This is a genomic window from Catellatospora chokoriensis (assembly GCF_011297315.1).
Classification (GTDB): domain Bacteria; phylum Actinomycetota; class Actinomycetes; order Mycobacteriales; family Micromonosporaceae; genus Catellatospora; species Catellatospora citrea.
This window is the reverse complement of the sequence record NZ_JAAOTI010000004.1, coordinates 279,069-297,044: the sequence shown is the minus strand read 5'-3', so window position 1 is coordinate 297,044 and position 17,976 is coordinate 279,069. Positions and strand designations below refer to the sequence as shown.

Annotated in this window: 19 protein-coding genes; 5 read left to right on the top strand and 14 right to left on the bottom strand. The window is 70.1% G+C overall.

Going from position 1 to position 17,976, the window contains the following annotated elements; all coding sequences use genetic code 11:
- Positions 1-1,375: 1,375 nt before the first annotated feature.
- A complete protein-coding gene (locus HAV39_RS08555; protein WP_191838610.1) occupies positions 1,376-2,053 on the bottom strand; it encodes a hypothetical protein in 678 nt (225 codons plus the stop codon).
- Between the two features lie 231 nt (positions 2,054-2,284).
- Between HAV39_RS08555 and HAV39_RS08550 the strand changes: the two genes are divergently transcribed.
- Positions 2,285-2,608, top strand: coding sequence for a hypothetical protein (locus HAV39_RS08550; protein WP_191838609.1), 324 nt, complete (start codon positions 2,285-2,287; stop codon positions 2,606-2,608).
- Positions 2,609-3,190: 582 nt separating this feature from the next.
- Complete coding sequence (locus tag HAV39_RS08545; protein ID WP_191838608.1) at positions 3,191-3,496, top strand: hypothetical protein; 306 nt, start codon at positions 3,191-3,193, stop codon at positions 3,494-3,496.
- A 169-nt stretch (positions 3,497-3,665) separates the two neighbouring features.
- On the opposite strand, the gene HAV39_RS08540 is transcribed toward HAV39_RS08545, so the two are convergent.
- The 3 genes from HAV39_RS08540 to HAV39_RS08530 form a co-directional block, all read right to left on the bottom strand.
- A complete protein-coding gene (locus tag HAV39_RS08540; protein ID WP_191838607.1) occupies positions 3,666-4,031 on the bottom strand; it encodes a hypothetical protein in 366 nt (121 codons plus the stop codon).
- A 146-nt stretch (positions 4,032-4,177) separates the two neighbouring features.
- Positions 4,178-4,984, bottom strand: coding sequence for an alpha/beta fold hydrolase (locus tag HAV39_RS08535; protein WP_191838606.1), 807 nt, complete (start codon positions 4,982-4,984; stop codon positions 4,178-4,180).
- Between the two features lie 17 nt (positions 4,985-5,001).
- On the bottom strand, positions 5,002-5,670 hold the full coding sequence (locus HAV39_RS08530; protein WP_191838605.1) for a DUF4097 family beta strand repeat-containing protein: 669 nt from the start codon (positions 5,668-5,670) through the stop codon (positions 5,002-5,004).
- Positions 5,671-5,895: 225 nt separating this feature from the next.
- On the opposite strand from HAV39_RS08530, the gene HAV39_RS08525 reads away from it, so the two are divergent.
- On the top strand, positions 5,896-6,648 hold the full coding sequence (locus tag HAV39_RS08525; protein ID WP_191838604.1) for a GbsR/MarR family transcriptional regulator: 753 nt from the start codon (positions 5,896-5,898) through the stop codon (positions 6,646-6,648).
- 11 nt (positions 6,649-6,659) lie between these two features.
- Here HAV39_RS08525 and HAV39_RS08520 read toward each other — a convergent pair whose 3' ends face one another.
- From HAV39_RS08520 to HAV39_RS08490, 7 genes are all read right to left on the bottom strand, one after another.
- Complete coding sequence (locus tag HAV39_RS08520) at positions 6,660-7,304, bottom strand: DNA alkylation repair protein (protein ID WP_191838751.1); 645 nt, start codon at positions 7,302-7,304, stop codon at positions 6,660-6,662.
- A 111-nt stretch (positions 7,305-7,415) separates the two neighbouring features.
- Complete coding sequence (locus HAV39_RS08515; RefSeq protein ID WP_191838603.1) at positions 7,416-7,802, bottom strand: hypothetical protein; 387 nt, start codon at positions 7,800-7,802, stop codon at positions 7,416-7,418.
- A gap of 44 nt (positions 7,803-7,846) precedes the next feature.
- Complete coding sequence (locus tag HAV39_RS08510) at positions 7,847-8,722, bottom strand: polysaccharide deacetylase family protein (RefSeq protein WP_239120960.1); 876 nt, start codon at positions 8,720-8,722, stop codon at positions 7,847-7,849.
- Between the two features lie 50 nt (positions 8,723-8,772).
- Complete coding sequence (locus HAV39_RS08505) at positions 8,773-9,210, bottom strand: acyl-CoA thioesterase (RefSeq protein WP_191838602.1); 438 nt, start codon at positions 9,208-9,210, stop codon at positions 8,773-8,775.
- 10 nt (positions 9,211-9,220) lie between these two features.
- Positions 9,221-9,850, bottom strand: coding sequence for a TetR/AcrR family transcriptional regulator (locus HAV39_RS08500; RefSeq protein ID WP_191838601.1), 630 nt, complete (start codon positions 9,848-9,850; stop codon positions 9,221-9,223).
- Between the two features lie 82 nt (positions 9,851-9,932).
- Entirely contained in the window at positions 9,933-10,835 is a 903-nt protein-coding gene (locus HAV39_RS08495) for a diacylglycerol kinase catalytic domain-containing protein (RefSeq protein WP_191838600.1), read from the bottom strand.
- Positions 10,836-10,913: 78 nt separating this feature from the next.
- Positions 10,914-11,951 carry an SPFH domain-containing protein gene (locus HAV39_RS08490; RefSeq protein WP_191838599.1) on the bottom strand — a complete coding sequence of 346 codons (1,038 nt, stop codon included), beginning with the start codon at positions 11,949-11,951 and terminating at the stop codon, positions 10,914-10,916.
- Between the two features lie 96 nt (positions 11,952-12,047).
- Between HAV39_RS08490 and HAV39_RS08485 the strand changes: the two genes are divergently transcribed.
- Complete coding sequence (locus HAV39_RS08485; RefSeq protein ID WP_191838598.1) at positions 12,048-12,737, top strand: NUDIX hydrolase; 690 nt, start codon at positions 12,048-12,050, stop codon at positions 12,735-12,737.
- Between the two features lie 113 nt (positions 12,738-12,850).
- Here the strand turns inward: HAV39_RS08485 and HAV39_RS08480 are convergent, their stop codons facing one another.
- Positions 12,851-13,792: a C40 family peptidase gene (locus HAV39_RS08480; RefSeq protein ID WP_191838597.1), complete on the bottom strand. Its 942-nt coding sequence runs from the start codon at positions 13,790-13,792 to the stop codon at positions 12,851-12,853.
- A gap of 137 nt (positions 13,793-13,929) precedes the next feature.
- Positions 13,930-14,760, bottom strand: coding sequence for a LamG-like jellyroll fold domain-containing protein (locus HAV39_RS08475; RefSeq protein WP_191838596.1), 831 nt, complete (start codon positions 14,758-14,760; stop codon positions 13,930-13,932).
- A gap of 148 nt (positions 14,761-14,908) precedes the next feature.
- Between HAV39_RS08475 and HAV39_RS08470 the strand changes: the two genes are divergently transcribed.
- Positions 14,909-16,888 carry an N-acetylmuramoyl-L-alanine amidase gene (locus tag HAV39_RS08470; RefSeq protein ID WP_191838595.1) on the top strand — a complete coding sequence of 660 codons (1,980 nt, stop codon included), beginning with the start codon at positions 14,909-14,911 and terminating at the stop codon, positions 16,886-16,888.
- 64 nt (positions 16,889-16,952) lie between these two features.
- Here the strand turns inward: HAV39_RS08470 and HAV39_RS08465 are convergent, their stop codons facing one another.
- The gene (locus tag HAV39_RS08465; protein WP_191838594.1) at positions 16,953-17,951 is read right to left on the bottom strand and encodes a C40 family peptidase; all 999 of its coding nucleotides are present in this window, start codon (positions 17,949-17,951) and stop codon (positions 16,953-16,955) included.
- Between the last annotated feature and the right edge of the window lie 25 nt (positions 17,952-17,976).

Sequence of the window (17,976 nt, the reverse complement as noted above, 5' to 3'; positions counted from 1 at the left end):
CTGACTTGGTCTGAGACTGCCGCCGCAAGGAGATCACCACTCGCCGAGTCAGACGGAGCCCGGGGTCATCCCGTCAAAGCTCATCCGCAGCCAGTCCTCCGACCCGAACGCCTGCCAAAACATCAATGAGTTGCCCGCAGGCTCAACTCTGAACCGAGCCTCGCACCCTTCGACCGCGTCGAATACCCACCGCTTGCTCCCCGTCCAGTCGATCCGCGCCTGCACCTCGTGTCGACCGGGACTTACCTGCACACGGAGTACCTGACCACGTCGAATTTCGCCTACCTCGTATCCGTCCACGACAAGCCGATACGCACGGAGACGGTCCCGCCATACCGCTGGCGGCCGGTAGAACGCGATGCTGGAGAGTCCCGTCACGGCGGCCATCATGCCCCCTGCTCACAAGCTGGGTAGTCAGCCGAATGTATGACAGCGTCCGTGCCTGCGGCGTGCCAGATGGCCGTGCCATGGAGGGTTGCGGGCGGGCATCAACGGGCGGAAGCCTGGCCATGACGACTAGGTACTTCGGTCATTACGGTCGAGTCCTGGCGGTCTTCCAAACTGAAGGTGCACCGGTCAGTGGGGGGACCCGGCTGGTCCGCCACGAAACCTGCCAAGAGATCGCAGGCTGGGAGGTAGGGGTCCTCCAGTCACGGCCAGGCTGCTGCGCGCTGCCTCGTAGAAGCCGTCTCGTGCTGCTGCCGCGATCTGAAGTGCTTCCTCCCACGTCACGTCTGACACTTCAATCCCTCGCGCGATTAGTTCCATCTTCCATACTGCTTTTCGCCAATCACGTGCGGCGCTAACCGTCGTAGCATCACCTGTTAGCAGCACGTTCTCCCAGATCGCCGCGCGCTCCGTTTCAGCTTGGGCCAGCGCAGCAAGCCCAGCTTCTCGATCGATCGGTTGTGTCTTTGCGTTCGGACGGTTCGGCGCGGACAGGCGGCCAGTCAAGAACTGAATGTGCTTTAGTGATCGACCGTAGTCGGCATAGGCGTCGAGCCGCCGTTGGTCCCACCGAACACTGTGCTCGCGTCGCCACCGCCTCCGATCCCCGACTTCCGTCGCCACGATCGTGCCGATCACACCGACGAGAACACCCACTAGCGCAGGCAGCTGATCCGCGAGGGCCTCCATGTCCAGAAGCGTGTCATCCGCGTGCCACACACAGCAGTGCTCCCGGCGTTGGGGCCGCGGGACGGCGAGGACTGACCGGGATGACGTCGGGGCACACCTGGGGCACATGAGGGTGTGAAACAGCGGGAAAAGCCGACCACTGACGAAGAGCGCTTGGCGCGAATCTCTCCAGGCCGGAGATGTTCACCTTGGCGAACTCTAGAACGTGGGCCGTTCCGCTTCAACGTCTGCCGGCCAACTAGCGGCGACGCTCGACCTGCTCTGACACACGAAACTCGGTGCCGCATTGCGTGCAGGTGGCGCGACCAAACAGGTACATCAGCGTCGTGGCAACGGAGTGCTGGCCCGCCTGCACGCTCAGCGAGTACAACCTTCGTCCAGCACCGTCCAGCTCGGTCGGCTCGGCCGGGAACAGCGGTGCCTTCTCGACATCAGATCTGGTTGCGTAGTCCTCATGGGTGGCAAAACAACCATGATCGCCGAACACCACGAACAGCGATGTTCCGCAGGCCGGACAATCGGTCTCGATCTCACCGTGCCCGATCCGGTCTAGCTCCGTGCCCCACACTTCGTCGCCATCCAGTGCCATGACGGCTCGCAGGCGGTAGATGAAGGCCGGCGGATCGGTAGGTGTCATAGCCCAGCCAGCGGCCAGGTGTTGCAGAGCCGTCAACGGTTCGGCGTACAGAGGCCATGACGTTTCGTCCAGGCGTGTCGCGATCTGCCCGGCAAGGATCAAGACGTTGTCGCGGTCGGATGGCTCGAAGCGGGCCGCAATGTCGGCCAGACACGGAAGAAGCGTCGCCTCATCCATGTCTGGGAAGCCGTAATGGCACGCCGTCACGTACAACTCATCCCAGGCCGTCGCGTGCGGGTCGGCTGCGGCGCGTGCCAGCAGTGCCTCGGTCTTCGACACGGCGGCTATCCAATCATGCGGCGAAGGCACTGACCGTCCGAGGTCTGAGGCCGTGCCCGCTGCGTGCCCGTTGCTGAAGGAAGCACCGGGGAACCACGGCACACGCCAGGCACCGCACCAACGGCCCGACCTCGGCAAGGCCAGGTTGACGGCTACGCCGGACATGAGCGGATCGGGCTTCCCAAGCTGCTTGTCCCCACTGAGTTGAACCGCTCCGAGCCATACTGGGCCGTGCTCAAAGATCAGGGGTTCGAGGCAGCGGTCGCAGCTGTGTTTGGCCAACTCGCGGAGGGCATCCCGCTGAACGATGTGATCGCCTTCCTGCGCGCCGAGGGTTTCAACCAGATCGACTCCATCAGGGTCCTCATGCACGCGGCCGGCCTGAACCTCGCCGAAGCGAAGCAGGCCATCGACATGAGTCCGGCCTGGCAGGACCAACAGGAGGCTAACGAAGCTCTCCGGCGAGATCTCTGGGAAGCGGCTCGAGCCATGTCGGATATCGCTGATCCCGACCTGCCACACCACGGGCCATCCACGGGCCATAAGTCGGGGTGAAGGAGGGGTAACCGAGGCCACTCGGGACCGGGTCCCCACCAGCTGAACCGAGGTCGGAGATGCTGATCTGGCCGATTCCCAAGCTGACAGTGAGGGTTCGATTCCCTTCACCCGCTCCACACGAAAAAGCCCAGGCCGGAAGCGATTCCGGGCCTGGGCTTTCGTTTACGCCATCAGCGGGATGCCGGTCGGGGTAGAGGCCGAGGTCCGGGGACATCGGCGGGCGGCCGAGATCGTCAGGGATCAGGTCACCGCCGCCGACCAGGATCGCGACAGGTCATGCGGCGTGCCGACGGCAGGTGGGTCGGGCTTCCCAAGCTGCTTGTCGGCCCGGCCGGCTCTCGCGATATTTGCGCCATGATCCGCATAGTGAGGCCCGACTGGCGCCGGGTCGTCGCAGAAGCGCCTTTTGATTCAAGCGCGGGGGGGTGCATGCACTCGAAGGGTTCGATCTTATGCGCCGCATGCGCAAGGCCGCACACCGCCCGTTGGGTGGACGTTGATCCCAACCAATGGGGCTAGTTCTGTACGTCGATGCCGTGTCATGGTTTCCCCACCGCAAAAATCATCGAAGGGGGCCCGATGGCAGCGACGCCGTCCACCATCATGAAAAAGGGCGCGGGCCAGCGTGGAATTGCCTTCCTACGTGAGGCAGGCGCTGCTCTGGTCGAGGGCGCAGCCGTCGTTCTTGCCCTCTCAGTCGCGATACTGGCGGCCTGGTTCGTGACGGCGATGATCTCCATCAACGGCGCCGCACTGACGGCCCTCGGCTCGTTGGCGCTGGTGGTGCTGCTGGCGCTCGGGAAAGCGGTCTACGAGAGGTTGATCGACCGAGCTGCGGATGCGATAACCGGGCAGCCAAAGGACTCACGCACCGCTGAGGAATAATGGGCGGCCGTTGATCGTCAGCGGAACTTGGCGCGACGTTCGACGAGAGCCCGCGCCGGATGGGTCTTGAGCATTTGGCGGCCGCAGTCGATGACACTGGGACCGCCTGGCCGGCGGGTCGCCGCATCACACATGTCCGCAAAGGCACACGGAAGGCCCGCGCCGCCGGCTAGACGGGACAACCCGAGGTAAGGGTGGCGATGTGGTTCGCGACCAAGCCCAGCAGGCCGCATGCGAGAGTGAAACTGGCCCCCCATCCCAGCACGAGCGCCGATCGTGTTCCACGGCGACGCCGGAGCAGCAGCGCCAACGCACCCGATGATGCGATCACGTCGACAGTCGCGGCCAGCACAAGTGCCAGCGCCAGCCCGTCATGCTCGTCGCATCCCTCCAACCGCAGCCACGCTCCGGCAAGGTAGACCGCGACGGCAAACAGATGTATCGCGATTCCGAGCATGAACGCGGGCACGGCGCCTGCCGGCACCGGCGAGCGGCTGCCGGACGGCACCCGGGCAGGCTCCTGCTCGACACTCATCTGACCGCCCCTCATCGTTGACAATGATCTGCGGCCGTGAGTCCTCGCGGTAGAGGCCGACGCCCGGTCCATGCGAAAGGCCTGGCGAGACACGAGTCTCGGCCAGGCCTTTTCGACTATCGATCGCCGGTCCGCAGGTCAGGGCTTCAGTGCTGGTCGAGGGTGGCGACCTCTCGTACGGCGTCCGCGATGGCACGGAAGTCCTTGCGCAGGATCGCCCCGTGGTTGCTGGCGACCTTCGCACTGATCCCGATGTGCTGGTTGCGGGCGACCACCGCGTCGAGGCCGGCGCGGATCCGTTCCTGCTCGTCACCGCGGCTGCCCAGGGACGTTCCCGAGGCGACCACGTACCGGGTCGGGCCGGTGATGGCGTCCAGCACCGGGCCCAGCTCCCGCTCGCGGGAGATCCGGCCGATCTCGATGTTGCTGTCGGCCTGCTGGTCGGCGGTCATCCGCGGGATCAGGCCGGTCGGGCGCAGCAGCGGCGTGAACCAGCCCATCCGCCGGAACATCGTGCGGATCCGCTGCTCCATGGCCTCGTCGAGCCAGTCGTACGGGAATGCGCCGTCGACCAGGACCGCGCCCATGGTGCGCTCCGGATTCCGGCTGGCCCAGTGCGCCCCGACGAACGCCCCGTAGGACCAGCCCACCAGCAGCGCCCGCTGCACGCCCCGGGCCGCGAGCACAGCGTCGACGTCGCGGACGGCGGCCTCGAAGGAGTAGTCCGCCGAGCGCTGCGACTTGCGGCCGCGGGCCCGCTCGTCGTAGGTGATGTGCCGCCATCCGGGCCCGAGTTCGGCGATGACCCGCCGCCAGTACCCCTGGGTGGCGAACTGGCCGTTGAGGTAGAGGACGGGGACGCCGGTTCCGCCGGTGTCGGTGACGGCCAGGGCCGTGTCGTCGACCGGCACCATGCCGGTCCACTTCGTATCGGTCGAGGAGTTGCTGTTCATGACGGGTGGCTCCTTCTTCACAGGCTGCGGGCGGTGATGTCGCCGTGGTCGGTGGTCGCGTGGATGGTCAGGCGGGGCGCGCCGTCGGTGTTGCTCAGCGCGTTGTGGATCCGGCCGTAGCTGGTGCCGGCGTCCAGGGAGGCGGAGACTCCGGCGGCGGCGCCGACCGTCACGTCGCCCGTGCGGGTGCGCAGCACGACCGTGCCGGAGCCGGCCTCGGCGATGGTGATGTCGCCCTTCTGGGTGCTGATGTCCGCCGGGCCGGTGAGGCGGCCGACGGTGATGTCGCCGGCGTGGGCGGTGACGCGCACGCTCGCGGCCTCGTCGATCTTGACTGCGCCGACCGCGCCTTCGCAGGTGACGTCGCCGAGCCGCCCGACGCCCCGGAACTCGACGGCGGAGGCCTTCGTCTCGACGCGGGATCCGGCGGGCAGTCGAACCGTCACCTCGACGGATCCGGACTGGCCGAGGATCTGGTTCTTCTCCGCCGGGGCCGTGATCCGCAGGACGCCGTCGTCGAAGGTGACCGTGGTCAGCTCGGCCGCCTTCACGTCGCGGCTCTTGGCGGCGCTGGCCGGCAGGACCTCGACGACGGTGTCGGACCGGTCGGCGGCGATGAACTGGATGCGCCCGGCGGGGATGTCCAGGACGGCGGAGATCGTGGCGAGGGTGTCGAACTTCTGCATCGTGTACTCCAGCGCTTGGCGGTTGTTTCTGATGTGCGAAACGCTACGTTGCGTTCGAATATCTCGCAACAAGTTCGTTGCGCGTATGCACTGTCATCGCAGGTAAACGGCGAGAAATCGTTGCAACAGGCCTGAAGCTAACGCAATGCAACAGTCATGAACGTTGCATTGGACTACGACCGAACGCTACGATGGCCGCACCAGGAAGCACGGAAGGGGATCACGTTGCCGGGAGGCAGACTCACCCAGCAGGAACGTCAGCAGATCGCGCTGGGACTGGCCGACGGCCTCGCCTACGCGGAGGTCGCCCGGCGTCTCGACCGGCCCACGTCGACGATCACGCGCGAGGTGATGCGCAACGGCGGCCCTACCGCCTACCGTGCCGACCTGGCCCACCGGGCCACCGAGCGGCGCGCTCACCGGCGCAGGGCCACCCTGCCCCGCGGACAGGGCGCGGTCGCGCAGGGCCATGGGCGCGACCCCGAGGCCGTGCGCGAGTACGAGGAGGCGTTCACCACCCTGCTGATGCACCAGGGCCTGCCCAAGATGATGGCCCGGGTGCTGACCTGCCTGTTCATCGCCGACGCGGGCAGCCTCACCGCGTCCGAACTCGTCCAGCACCTGCAGGTCAGCCCGGCGTCGGTGTCCAAGGCGATCGCGTTCCTCGAAGAGCAGGGCCTCATCCGCCGGCAGCGCGACGAGCGCCGCCGCGAGCGCTACTTCGTCGACGACGACGTCTGGTACCAGTCGACGATCGCCAGCGCCCGCGGCATCGCCCAGGTCGCCGAGACCGCCCGCAAGGGCGTCGACGTCCTCGGCCCCGGCAGCCCGGCCACCGTCCGCCTGGAGAACATCGCCCGCTTCAGCGACTTCATCAGCGAGAGCATCTTCCGCGCCGCGGAGCAGGTCCGGGAGATCCTCTATACGAAACCCACGAGCCCGGACGGCACCGGCGAGGCGGGCTCAGCCCGCGGATAGGCCGCGGCCTGCTACTTCTCCTGCTGCCGGCGCACCAGCTCGGTGATCCAGATGGGCGCGAACGGGGACGTGCAGTTCGGCGGCGTCGGGTAGTCCTTGAGCACTTCCAGGCGCTCACCGATGTCGATGGCACGGGCACGGTGCTCGGCGTGGTCGATCCCGATCTGCGCCAGGCAGTGGTTCATCGCCCACTGCAGGCGGTCCGGGGCGCCCTTCATCTCCGCCTCGATCACGTCGAGCAGCCCGGGGAGGTCGAGGCCCGCCGGCTTCTTCGCGACACGTTCGGTGGTCAGTGCCCAGCCGGCGCTCGCGACCACCGGGTCCGGGTCGGCGAACCAGGCCAGGCGCAGCTGCTCGGCGTGCGGGTTCTTCTTCACCACGTAGTTGACGAGCCAGTCGTGCACCTTGGGGGTGCCCGCCTCGCGCAGCATGGCGTCCAGCTCGTCGCGCCCGAACGCCTTCGGCCGGCAGATCAGGAGCGCCATCAGGCGCGCCGCGCTGTCGCCGGTGGCCCAGAGCCGCTGGGCGAGGTCCTGCTGCGTCTTCAGGGGCTTCGCGAGCTCGCGCAGCTTGCCGAGGTTCACCCCGTGGTCGTCGCCGTGTCTGGCGTTGACCTCGCGGATCTTCGGATCGTCGAGCGCGGCCAGCTCGGCCATCACCTCGGCCACCGTCGTCCCGTCCACCGTCGTCCCGTCCACCTCAGCCTCCTGTCCGTCAGGTAGTCAGCCTACGAGGAAAGCGCGGTCGCCCGGTCCGCTGGGCCGGGCTCAGCCTGCGGACCACCGCACCGGTGGATCAGGCACCGTCGCGGGCTTGGCCGGTTTCGGGCCGACCATGCAGTGGCTGGTGGTGTGCACGCCGGGCGGGGCGGCATCGGTGGCGAAGCCGGTGGCGAACGCGGCCGCCAGGGCGAGCGCGCCGACGATCCCGCCGATCGCGAAGTCACGCGACTTCGCCGAGTCGGTCTCGAAGAGCGTGGACACGCTGCCCAGGAAGACGATGCACCACGGCACGACGCCGAGGAAGGCGGCGCTCATGTACCACGCCTGCGCGCAGTTGCCGAACTGCGATCGGCCCACCAGCAACGCCATCAGGGCCGGACACAGTCCGACCAGGACACCCGCGCACCGTCGCGCCCATCTCGACGCCCCCATGCGGCGAGGCTACGTGGCCCGGCCGGATTCGTGGGGGCAGCGGTTCAGCCTGCCAGCACCTCGGACAGCGTCGCCGGCTGGAGTCCCCGCTCGGCCAGCCCACGCAGGATGTGCGGCAGGGCCTCGTCGGTGAAGCGGGCGTTGGCCTCGGTGACGTGCAGGATTATCACGGAGCCGGGCTTGACCTTCTTGAGCACCGCGTTGACGATCGGCTTCCAGCTGGTGGCGAACGGGTCGCCGCTGACGACGTCACCGTCGACGACGGTCAGGCCCAGCGGGGACATGGCGCGCAGCGCCGCCCGGTCGTGGCACAGGCCGGGAAAGCGGAAGTAGCGGGTCTGGCGTCCGCCGTACCGCTCAATGATCTTGAAGGTCTTCGCGACGTCCTCGGTCATCGCGGCCGACGGGATGCGCGGCAGGTCGTAGCACCCGGCGGTGAAGGCCTGGTGGCCGAAGGTGTGGTTGGCCAGCTCGAAGCGCGGGTTGCCGGCGAGGCGCGCGGTCAGCTCGGGGTAGCGCTGCACCCACTTGCCCGTCAGGAAGAACGTGGCCGGGACCTGGTCGCGCTCCAGCATCTCGATGATCCGGACGTTCGCGTACGACGTGACGCTGCCCTTGTCGAGCTGCGCCAGCATGCGGTCGGTCATGTCCGCGTCGAAGGTGAGCGCGACCAGATTGCCCGTGCGCGGTCCGTGGTCGACCACCGGCGGCAGCAGGCCGGGCTTGGTCTGGCCGGGCTTGCCTGGCGGTGCGGTCGGTGACGCCGACGGGCTCGGCGTCACCGGCGGGGCGGCCGTGGTCGGCGGAGCCGCGCTGCTGGTGGATGCGGCCACGAAGGCCGGTTCGTCCGTTTCTGCACCGCATGCGGCGAGCAGGAGGACTGCAGCGAGCAGCCCGGGTACAGCCGAGGGGAGGCGCACGCGGCAATGATCGCAGCAAGGGGACCGCCCGCGTCACCCCTATCCGAAACTCAGCGCAGCAGGCTGCCCGCGATCTCGCGGCCCTGCGCTGTCCACGGCGCGGGCCGGCCGGTGCGGTCCATCTTGACCATGACCCGGCGACCGTCGGCGAAGACCGTCGCGCCGTCCTCGGACAGGAAGCGGAAGCCGTAGACGGCGCTGGTCTCGCCCATGCTGTCCAGCCAGAACTGGACCAGGATCGGGCCGGTGCCGCGTACGGGCGCGTGGTAGGTGATGGTGAACTCGCGCACCGCGGCGATCATGTCGGGGCTGCTCGGCACCCCGTCCTGGAACCCGTAGCCGTGCTCGGCCCAGAACTCCGACATGGCCCGCTCCAGGACCAGGGCGTAGCGGGCGTTGTGCATGATGCCGACGATGTCCAGATCGTCGATGTGGACGACGGCCCGGCGGACCGTGCCGGTGGTGGTGTCGAGCGTGGCGGTGGTCATCTCGGGCCTTTCAGTGGTGCGGTAGCAGGTCGGGGTCGGTGGCGAGGCCGCGCAGGCGGGCGAGCACGGCCTGGCGGGCGTCGTCGAGGCTGCGCGCCAGCAGGCGCGAGTGCAGCAGCGCCGCGACCCCGGCCGCGTCGACCTCGAAGGCCAGCCGCCGGGGCACCGTGTCGGGCGGCAGCTCGCCCAGCTCCACGGCCTCGGTGACCAGGCGCTCCAGCAGCGTGATCCACTCCGCGAGGACCATCGCGAGCCGGTCCGGCACCGTGCCGGTGCGGCCGGTGGACTCGAACTCGGCGATGGCGAAGAAGCAGCCGCCGGGCAGCGCCCGCTCGCTGTAGAAGGCCAGGCGGGACTCGTGCAGCGCGAACAGCCGGCGCACCCCGCGGGGCCGGTCGAAGGCCGGGCCGACGACACGGCGGGCCCACTGGTCGCGGGCGTGCTCGATCGCGGCGAGCTGCAACTCCTCCTTGGAGGACCAGTGCGCGAAGAGCCCGGACTTGCTGACGTGCAGCCGTTCGGCGAGCTGGCCGAGGGACAGGCCGTCGAGCCCGGCTTCGCTGGCCAGCGCCACGGCGGCGTCGAGCACCGCGGTGCGGGTGCGCTCGCCGCGGGCCAGCCGCCCGTCCGTTCCGGTCATGGTGCCAGACTATTAAGAAGACCGATCGGTCGTACGGTTTTGTGAGGCGACTCACCGCATCGCGGCACTTCAGACGGCTTTGTCAGGGGACGACGAGGGTCAGCTGGCGGGTGCCGGTGGCGATGCTGATGCGCTGCCCCCAGGCCAGCACCAGGTGGTCGGCCTCGACGCCGTCGGCGAAGGCGACCAGGCGCTCGCTCTCGCTGGTCAGCGTGAGGCGCTGGCCCGAGCCGACGCGGCCGGCGGTGAGGCCCGCGCCGGTGGCCGGCGAGGGCCAGGCCTCGCGGACGAACCAGCACAGCTCGGAGGCGTCCGGGCCGGGCAGGGTGCCGGCCAGGTCCCGCATCAGCGCGACCGAGCCGCACCAGCCGGTGGCGCCCGTGCCCGTGCCGACCAGCACGCCGGACGACGAGTGCCGCTCCTGCTCCCCCTGCGGCGTGGCGATGACGTATCGCGACGACTGGTGGGTCTGGTGGCCGATGTAGATCTCGTTGAGACCGGCGAGCTGCTGACCGTCGTCGAGGGTGGCCACGGCCATCGCGCGCGACTGGGTGGGCGCGCGCCCGGCGAGCACCGCCGGCAGCAGGTCCGCCAGGTCGCGGGCGGCGAACCTGGCCAGCACCCCGGGATTGCGGTCGGGCTCGGGGTTGACCCCCAGCACCGGCTGCCCGGCGAGATACTTCGCCACGTTCGCGACCAGGCCGTCCTGCCCGACGGTGACCACGATGTCCTCCGCCGCGAACAGGAACCGGGACAGGTCGTCGCGGTGCACCTGCCCCCGCCGCCAGTCCGCCGGCAGGGCGGCGCTGACCGTGGCCAGCGCCGCCTCCTGCGCGGCGTGCCGCGCCTCGACCTCGGCGATCTCCCTCCCCCGTTCCTTCAGGAAGTACGCCGCCGCGGCCCGGGTGCCGTGCCGGCCCAGCAGCTCGTCGAGCTCGCTGCGCCGGGACACCACGACCGCCCGCGGGGCGAGCGTCGCGCTCATCGGAGCGCTCCGCCGCGCCGCGGGATCTGCTCAGTCCGCTCGTTCATCTGCCCGCTCCGCCTGTCCCGGCCGCACCGGTCAGCGGTCCGACGAGCCCGCGCCGAAGCGCGAGAGCAGGCCGGTGACAACGTCGGGCGTGACCGTGAGCTGGCCGATCTCCGGCAGTTGTCCGGCCAGCTCACGCAGCGCCAGGCCGCGCAGCACCTCGGGGGGCAGGTCCCGGTAGGCGGCGAGCTTGGCCGCCTCGGCCTCACCCTGGGCGACGCCGAGCGCGCGCACGCCCGCCGCCTTCGCCTCGGCCAGCAGCTGCTCCTTCTCCGCCTCGGCGGCGTTGAGCAGCTTCTCGCGCTCGGCGCGGCCCTGCGCCTCGACGAGCTGCGCGGCGGCGACGAGTTCGGCCTTGCGGCGGGTGTTGGCGCCGTTCTGCTCGACGAGCTGCTGCTCGCGCCGGGCCAGCTCGATCTTGTTCTGGAGCTCGTTCTCCGCGATGCCGCGCTCCTGCTCGACGGCCTGCGCGCGGCGGGCGAAGGTGGCCCGGTCGGCCTCGACCTGCACCGCCTCCCGGGTCGGGGTCTGCAGCGCGCGCTCCAGCTCGGGCTCGGGCCGGATCGCCACCACCCGGGCGCTGACCACCTGCACCCCCAGATCGGACAGTCGCGGCTCGTTGCCCAGCGCGGCCGACACCGCCTCGCGGACCGCGGCGACCTCGGTCAGCGCCTCGGCCAGCGGCAGCCGGGTGAGCAGGTCGAGCGCGGGCTGCTGGGCCAGCTCGGCCAGCAGGGTCGCGATCTGGTCCAGCGGCCGGGCGCGGGCCTTGCCCTGGTACGGGTCGATCGAGAAGTCGAGCCGGCCGACCGCGACGGCCGGGTCGGCCACCCGGTAGGTGACCGTGGCCTGCACGGTGACGTCGGTGAAGTCGCTGGTGCGGGCGTGGAACAGCAGCGGCAGCTCGCGGTCGTCGACCGGCACCTCGCTGAGCACCGCGGTCAGCGGCCGATACCAGAAGGCCAGGCCGATGCCCTCCCGCTTGGCCCGGCCGCGCACGCTGTGGCGCACCCAGTTCGTCGGCGTGCTGCGCAGGTGGCGCAGGAAGAAGCGCTTGGACACGTCAGCCATCGTGATCGTTCTCCTTCGGAGGATTCCCCGGTCCCTTTTTCGTCATGCTGACGATAAGCCCTGTGCTACATTCTCGTCAAGGTGGTGATAAATCAGATGGCCGACTTCTCCAGTCCCGGCGGCTCCGTCTCCGTCACAGCCGACCTGGTCGTGCTGACGGTGCAGAGCAGCGAGTTGCGGGTCCTGCTGGTGCGCCGGGGCATCGAGCCCTACCGGGGGGCCTGGGCGCTGCCCGGCGGCTTCGTGCTGCCCGACGAGGACCTCGACGCGGCCGCCGTACGCGAGCTGCGGGAGGAGACCGGGCTGACCGCGCCGGTGGGCCACCTGGAGCAGCTGGCCAGCTACGGCACGCCCGGCCGGGACCCGCGGGGGCGCGTGGTGACCGTGGCCTACCTGGCGCTGCTGCCGCACCTGCCCGCGCCGGTCGCGGGCAGCGATGCCGAAGGCGCGGCCTGGGCGGCGCTACCCGTCGGGGAGCTGGCCTTCGATCACGAGCGCATCCTGGCCGACGGGGTCGAGCGCGCCCGCGCCAAGCTGGAGTACTCCCCGCTGGCGACGGCGTTCTGCCCGCCCGAGTTCACCATCACGGAGCTGCGCGAGGTCTACGAGACGGTCTGGGACGCCCGGCTCGACCCGCGCAACTTCCACCGCAAGGTGACCGGCACACCCGGCTTCGTCGAGCCGGTGGGCCGCAGCATCGCCGCCGAACGCGGCCGCCCAGCCCAGCTCTTCCGCCGCGGCCCCGCCCGCCTCCTCCACCCGCCCATGCTCCGCCCCACCCCCTGACCCCGCCCTCCACCCGGCACAACTCTTGAAGACTCGCGGCCTCGGAGTTGTTCGGGGAGGCCGACTCCTTAAGAGTTGCGCCGGGGGCGGGGGCGGGGGCGGGACGGGGTGGGTCAGGCGGGGCGGCCGAAGCTGTGGATGGGGGCCGCGTCCATGCGGCGCATGGCGATGGGTTTGCCGGTCTGGGAGGCGTGGACGATCCAGCCGTTGCCGGCGTACATGCCGACGTGGTGCAGGTCGCTGTAGTAGAAGACGAGGTCGCCGGGCTTGAGGTCGGCGCGGCTGACGGACTTGACGTTGGCGCGCTGGGACCTGGCGTTGTGCGGCAGGGAGACACCGGCCTGGGCCCAGGCGGCCATGGTCAGGCCGGAGCAGTCGAAGGTGCTCGGGCCGGCGTCGCCCCAGCCGTACATCTTGCCGATCTGGCGGCAGGCGAACTGGACCGCCTTGCCGGCGGGGCCGCCGGGATACGCCGTCGGGCAGGCGACGGGGGCGAGCGCGCCGGTGCCGCTGCCGCTGCCGTACGCCTGCAGGCGCAGCTTGTTCAGCTTCGCGATCTCCGCCTCGACGGCCTTGGACCGGGTGGCCTGCTCGGCCTCGATCTTGGTGAGCTGCGCGATCGTCTCGTCCAGCGGCTGCTTCACCGCGTCCAATGCCGACTTCGCGGCCAGCGTGTCCGCGATCCGTTCCTTCTTGTCGTGCGCCAGCTGGTCGAGCACGAGCAGCCGCTGCGCCATGACACCGGCGTCGCCGCTGCGCAGGAAGGCGTTGACCTGGGCCAGGGTGCCGCCACGGTAGAGCTGGTCGGCCAGCGCGCCGATGCGGGCCCGGGCGACCTGCACCTTCTGCTCCAGGGGTGCGAGCTGCGTGGCCAGCTCGTCGGCCTTCTTACGCTGCTTGGCCAACTTGAGCTTGGTGGCGTTGTGCTCTTCGATGACCGGCTCGAGCTTTTCCCACTGCTCGTCGATCTGTTTCTCGATCTCGGCCGGCGTGGGGGCCGCGTGGGCCTGCGCCGCTGGCGCGAGCAGGGCGAGGAGGACGACGGCGGCCGTCATGAGGCCGCGGCGTATGCGTGGTGCACTGGGGAGCCCCGCGTCGAGGGGCCGATTATGGCTACACACGGGGATTCACGTTAGGCAAGACCGTTACAAGAACGCAATTCGGCCGATGCCGCCGCGTGTCACCAGGCGTTCTATCCGATCGCGACGAACAGGTCGTCGACCGTGCCGTGGAACTGGTCGTTGCCGGGGGCCACACCCTTGCCGCCGATCCGCAATGGAGCGTCGTTCTCGACGCTCAGCTCGGCCGGCACGGCGGCCGTGCCCTGCGGCACCCCGTCCACCGAGATGCGCAGCACGGACCCGTCCCGCGCGCACTCGACGGTGTGCCAGCGTCCGTCGGCGACGCCTCGCGCGGCCTGCGCCACGTGGATGACGTTCTTTCCGCGCTGCGGCCCGGCCAGGACGCAGGAGGGCTTGCCCTCGATGCCGTCCACCTGCAGCTTGAACTGCGTGCCGAACTGCGAGTAGCCCTTCTGCAGCACGTTCGAGCCCTTGCTGGTCTCGGCGGGGGCCATCAGCACCGCGGCTCCCCAGCGGAACGCCCGCAGGCGGGGGTTGAGCGCCGCGTCGGCGCCCGCGTCGAGGATCGCTCGCGGGCACTGCTTCTCGTCGGCTTTCTTGCAGGGGCCGGGGAAGCGCACCGCGAAGTCGCCGTCGCGCGGCACGAGCGCGACGTCGCCGCCGGTCTGGCTCTCCTCGCGCACGGCCAGGGGCCCGGCTGCCGCGCCGACCACGCGGGCCCGCTCCAGACCGTCGGCGAAGTCGAACACCACGCCCTGGCGGGTGACCTGGGCGGACGGGCTGGGAGCAGCGGCACTGGGGCTCGGGGAGGTCGGCGGTGAGGGCGGCGTGGCACTGGGGGACTCAGGCTCGTCGCTGGACAGCCACACCGCCGCGACCGTGACGACCACGGCCAGCAGCACCAGTCCAGCGATGATCGCGGGCCACCGTTTGAATCCCATTTGCCCATATTTACCAGAACGGCAGCCGGCACGGCCTCACGCAGCCATTGAAGAATAGTTTCATGTTGGCAACGCGTATCGGTAACTATTGACTAACCGTACGGCCGAGGGCAGGGTGACCGCATCGGACAGTCGAAGGGAGCCGTACGTGTCACCCCGATTCCCCCTGCGCCGGCTGGCGCTGCTCACCGCGGTGGGCCTGGGACTCGGCGCCGGCGTTTCGCCGGTGGCCGCCCAGGCCGCATCGCCACTTACCCGGCAGGCCGACTACGAGGCCGCCGCCCAGGAGTACGGCGTACCCGCGGACGTGCTGCTGGGCGTCTCCTATCTGGAGTCCCGCTGGGACGCCAACGCAGGCGCGCCCAGCACCTCGGGCGGCTACGGCCCGATGCACCTCACCGACGCGGCCTACTTGGCCGCCCTGGCCCCCGCAGCCGAACCGGAGGCCGCGGGTGACCCCGTGCCCGCCGAGGACGCCCGCGGCGACGACAGCCGCCCGCGAGCGGTCGGCCACCCCGACGGCGCCCCGGCTCCGGCCGAGGCGTCGCTGCACACGCTGCCGGCCGCGGCGGAGCTGACCGGCCTGCCCGCCGAGACGCTGCGCACCGACCCGGTCGCCAACATCCGCGGCGGAGCCGCGCTGCTGGCCTCGTACCAGCAGGCGCTGGGCGCGCCGAAGGGCGCGGACACCGACCCGGCTGCCTGGTACGGCGCGGTCGCGCGCTACTCCGGCGCGGACACCGAGCAGGCCGCGGCGGCGTTCGCCGACGAGGTGTACGCGACGCTGCGCGACGGCGTCGCCCGCACCACCGACGAGGGCCACGCGCTGAGCCTGAACGCCCGGTCGGTGACCCCGGTCAAGGACTGGCTGATCCGGCTCGGCCTGCGCAAGCTGGCCCGGCCCGACGGCATCGAGTGCCCCATCGACATCTCGTGCGAGTCGCTGCCCGCCCCGTACGAGGCGTTCGGCGACGGCGACTACGGCAACCACGACAAGGGCAACCGGCCGCAGGCGCAGCGCATCGAGTACATCGTCATCCACGACACCGAGGCCAGCTGGGCGACCACCCTCAAGCTGGTCGCCGACCCGACGTACGTCAGCTGGCACTACTCGCTGCGCTCGGTCGACGGGCACATCGCCCAGCACGTCAAGGCCAAGGACGTCGGCTGGCACGCGGGCAACTGGTACGTCAACGCCAAGTCCATCGGCCTGGAGCACGAGGGCTTCGCGGCGCAGGGCGGCTGGTACACCGAGGCGCTCTACCGCACCTCGGCGAAGCTGGTGCGGCACCTGGCGCTGCGGCTGGGCATCCCGCTGGACCGCAAGCACATCATCGGCCACGACAACGTGCCCGGCACCATCACCTCGACGGTCGCCGGCATGCACTGGGACCCGGGCCCGTACTGGGACTGGTCGCACTACTTCGACCTGCTCAAGGCCCCGTTCCGCGGGCTGCCGGAGCCGTTGGCGGGCCACGCCGGGCTGGTCACCATGAACCCGGACTTCGCCACCAACAAGCCGGCGTTCACCGGCTGCACCGGCGCGGCGAGCAACCCGTGCCCGCTGCGCGCCAGCTCGTCGGTCATCCTGCGCACCGCGCCCGACCTGACCGCCCCGCTGGTCCGCGACCCGGGCCGGTGCGGCACGAAGGCGAGCACCATGCTGATCAGCGACCACTGCGCGCGGGCCTCGGCCGGCCAGACGTACGCGGTCGCCGAGCGGGCCGGGGAGTGGACCGCGATCTGGTACCTCGGCCAGAAGGCCTGGTTCCGCAACGCCGACGCGGGACCGCTGTGGAACGTCGGGTTCGTGGTCGAGCCCAAGCCGGGCCTGGCGAGCATCCCGGTGTTCGGCCGGGCCTACCCGGAGGCGGCGGCCTACCCGGCCGGCGTGCCGGTGCAGGCGGTCAGCCCGCTGGCGCAGTACACGATCGCGGCGGGTCAGCGGTATGCGGCCGGGCCGGTGCTCGCCGGGGAGTACTACCGCGCCACCACGTTCGACTGGTCGGCCCCCGGTGACGGCACCGTCATCCGGGGCGGGCAGCAGTACGTGCAGATCCAGTTCGGCCAGCGCATCGCCTACGTGCTCCGGGCCGACGTCGTGCTGAAGCCGGCGGTCAGCTTCTGAGCCGGTGACATGGAGAAGGGCTCCCCGCGATCGGCGGGGAGCCCTTCTCCATGTCCGGGGTCGGTCAGCTGGGGCGCACGTATCCGGCCAGCGGCATCGTGTCGATGTAGGCCATGCGCACCACGTCACCGGTGTGCGGTGCGTGCACCATGACCCGCCTGCCGTTCACCGTGCCGACGTACATGCCGACGTGGTGAAGCCCGTCGTTGGGGTAGAAGAACACCAGGTCGCCGGTCTGCGGCGTGCTGACCCGGGTGCCCTCGCCCCACTGCGCCTTGGTGTAGTGGGAGAGGCTCACGCCCGCCTTGGCCCAGGCCCACTGGGTCAGGCCGGAGCAGTCGAAGTGATCCGGCCCGTCGGCGCCGTAGACGTAGCTCTTGCCGATCTGCTTGCACGCCCAGGTGGCCGCCGTCTGGCCCTTGCCGCCGATGGCGGTCGCCGGGCACAGCGAGCCGATCTTGTAGCTGCCGCCGGGCGCGCCGCTGCCGTATGCCTTGAGGCGCAGCGCCTGCAGCTTGCTCATGTCCGCCTCGATGGCCTGCTTCTTCTTGGCCATCTCCTCGTCCTTGGCCTTCTGGTCGGCGATGGCCTTGTCCAGCGCGGCCTTCTCGACGTCGAACTTGGCCTTGGCCTCCGAGGTCGCCGAGATCTGCTCCTGCTTGCCGTGGGCGATCTGCTGCAGGATCATCAGCTGCTCCGCGAACTGCTGGGGCGAGCCGCTGGCCAGCAGTGCGTTGACCTCGGTGTTACGGCCGCCCTTGTAGTACTCGGCGGCGATCACGCCGACCCGGGTCCGGGTCACCTCGACGGTCATCCGCAGCGGCTGGAGCTTGGCGTCGAGCGCGGCGGCCTTCTTCTGCAGCTTCTTCAGCTCGCCGTGGACCTTGTTGTATTCCTCGATCAGCGGCTCGAGCTGGTTCCACTCCTTGGCGATCTGCGACTCGATCTCGGGGAGGGTCGGCTCGGCATGTGCGGGCAGCGCGGGCGCGAGGCCGACGAGCAAGGCGCCGATCAGCACGAGCGCCCGGGTGAGCGAGCGCGACGCGGTACGGAGGGGGGTCACCGGAGCTCCTTTTCCGCCGACCGCG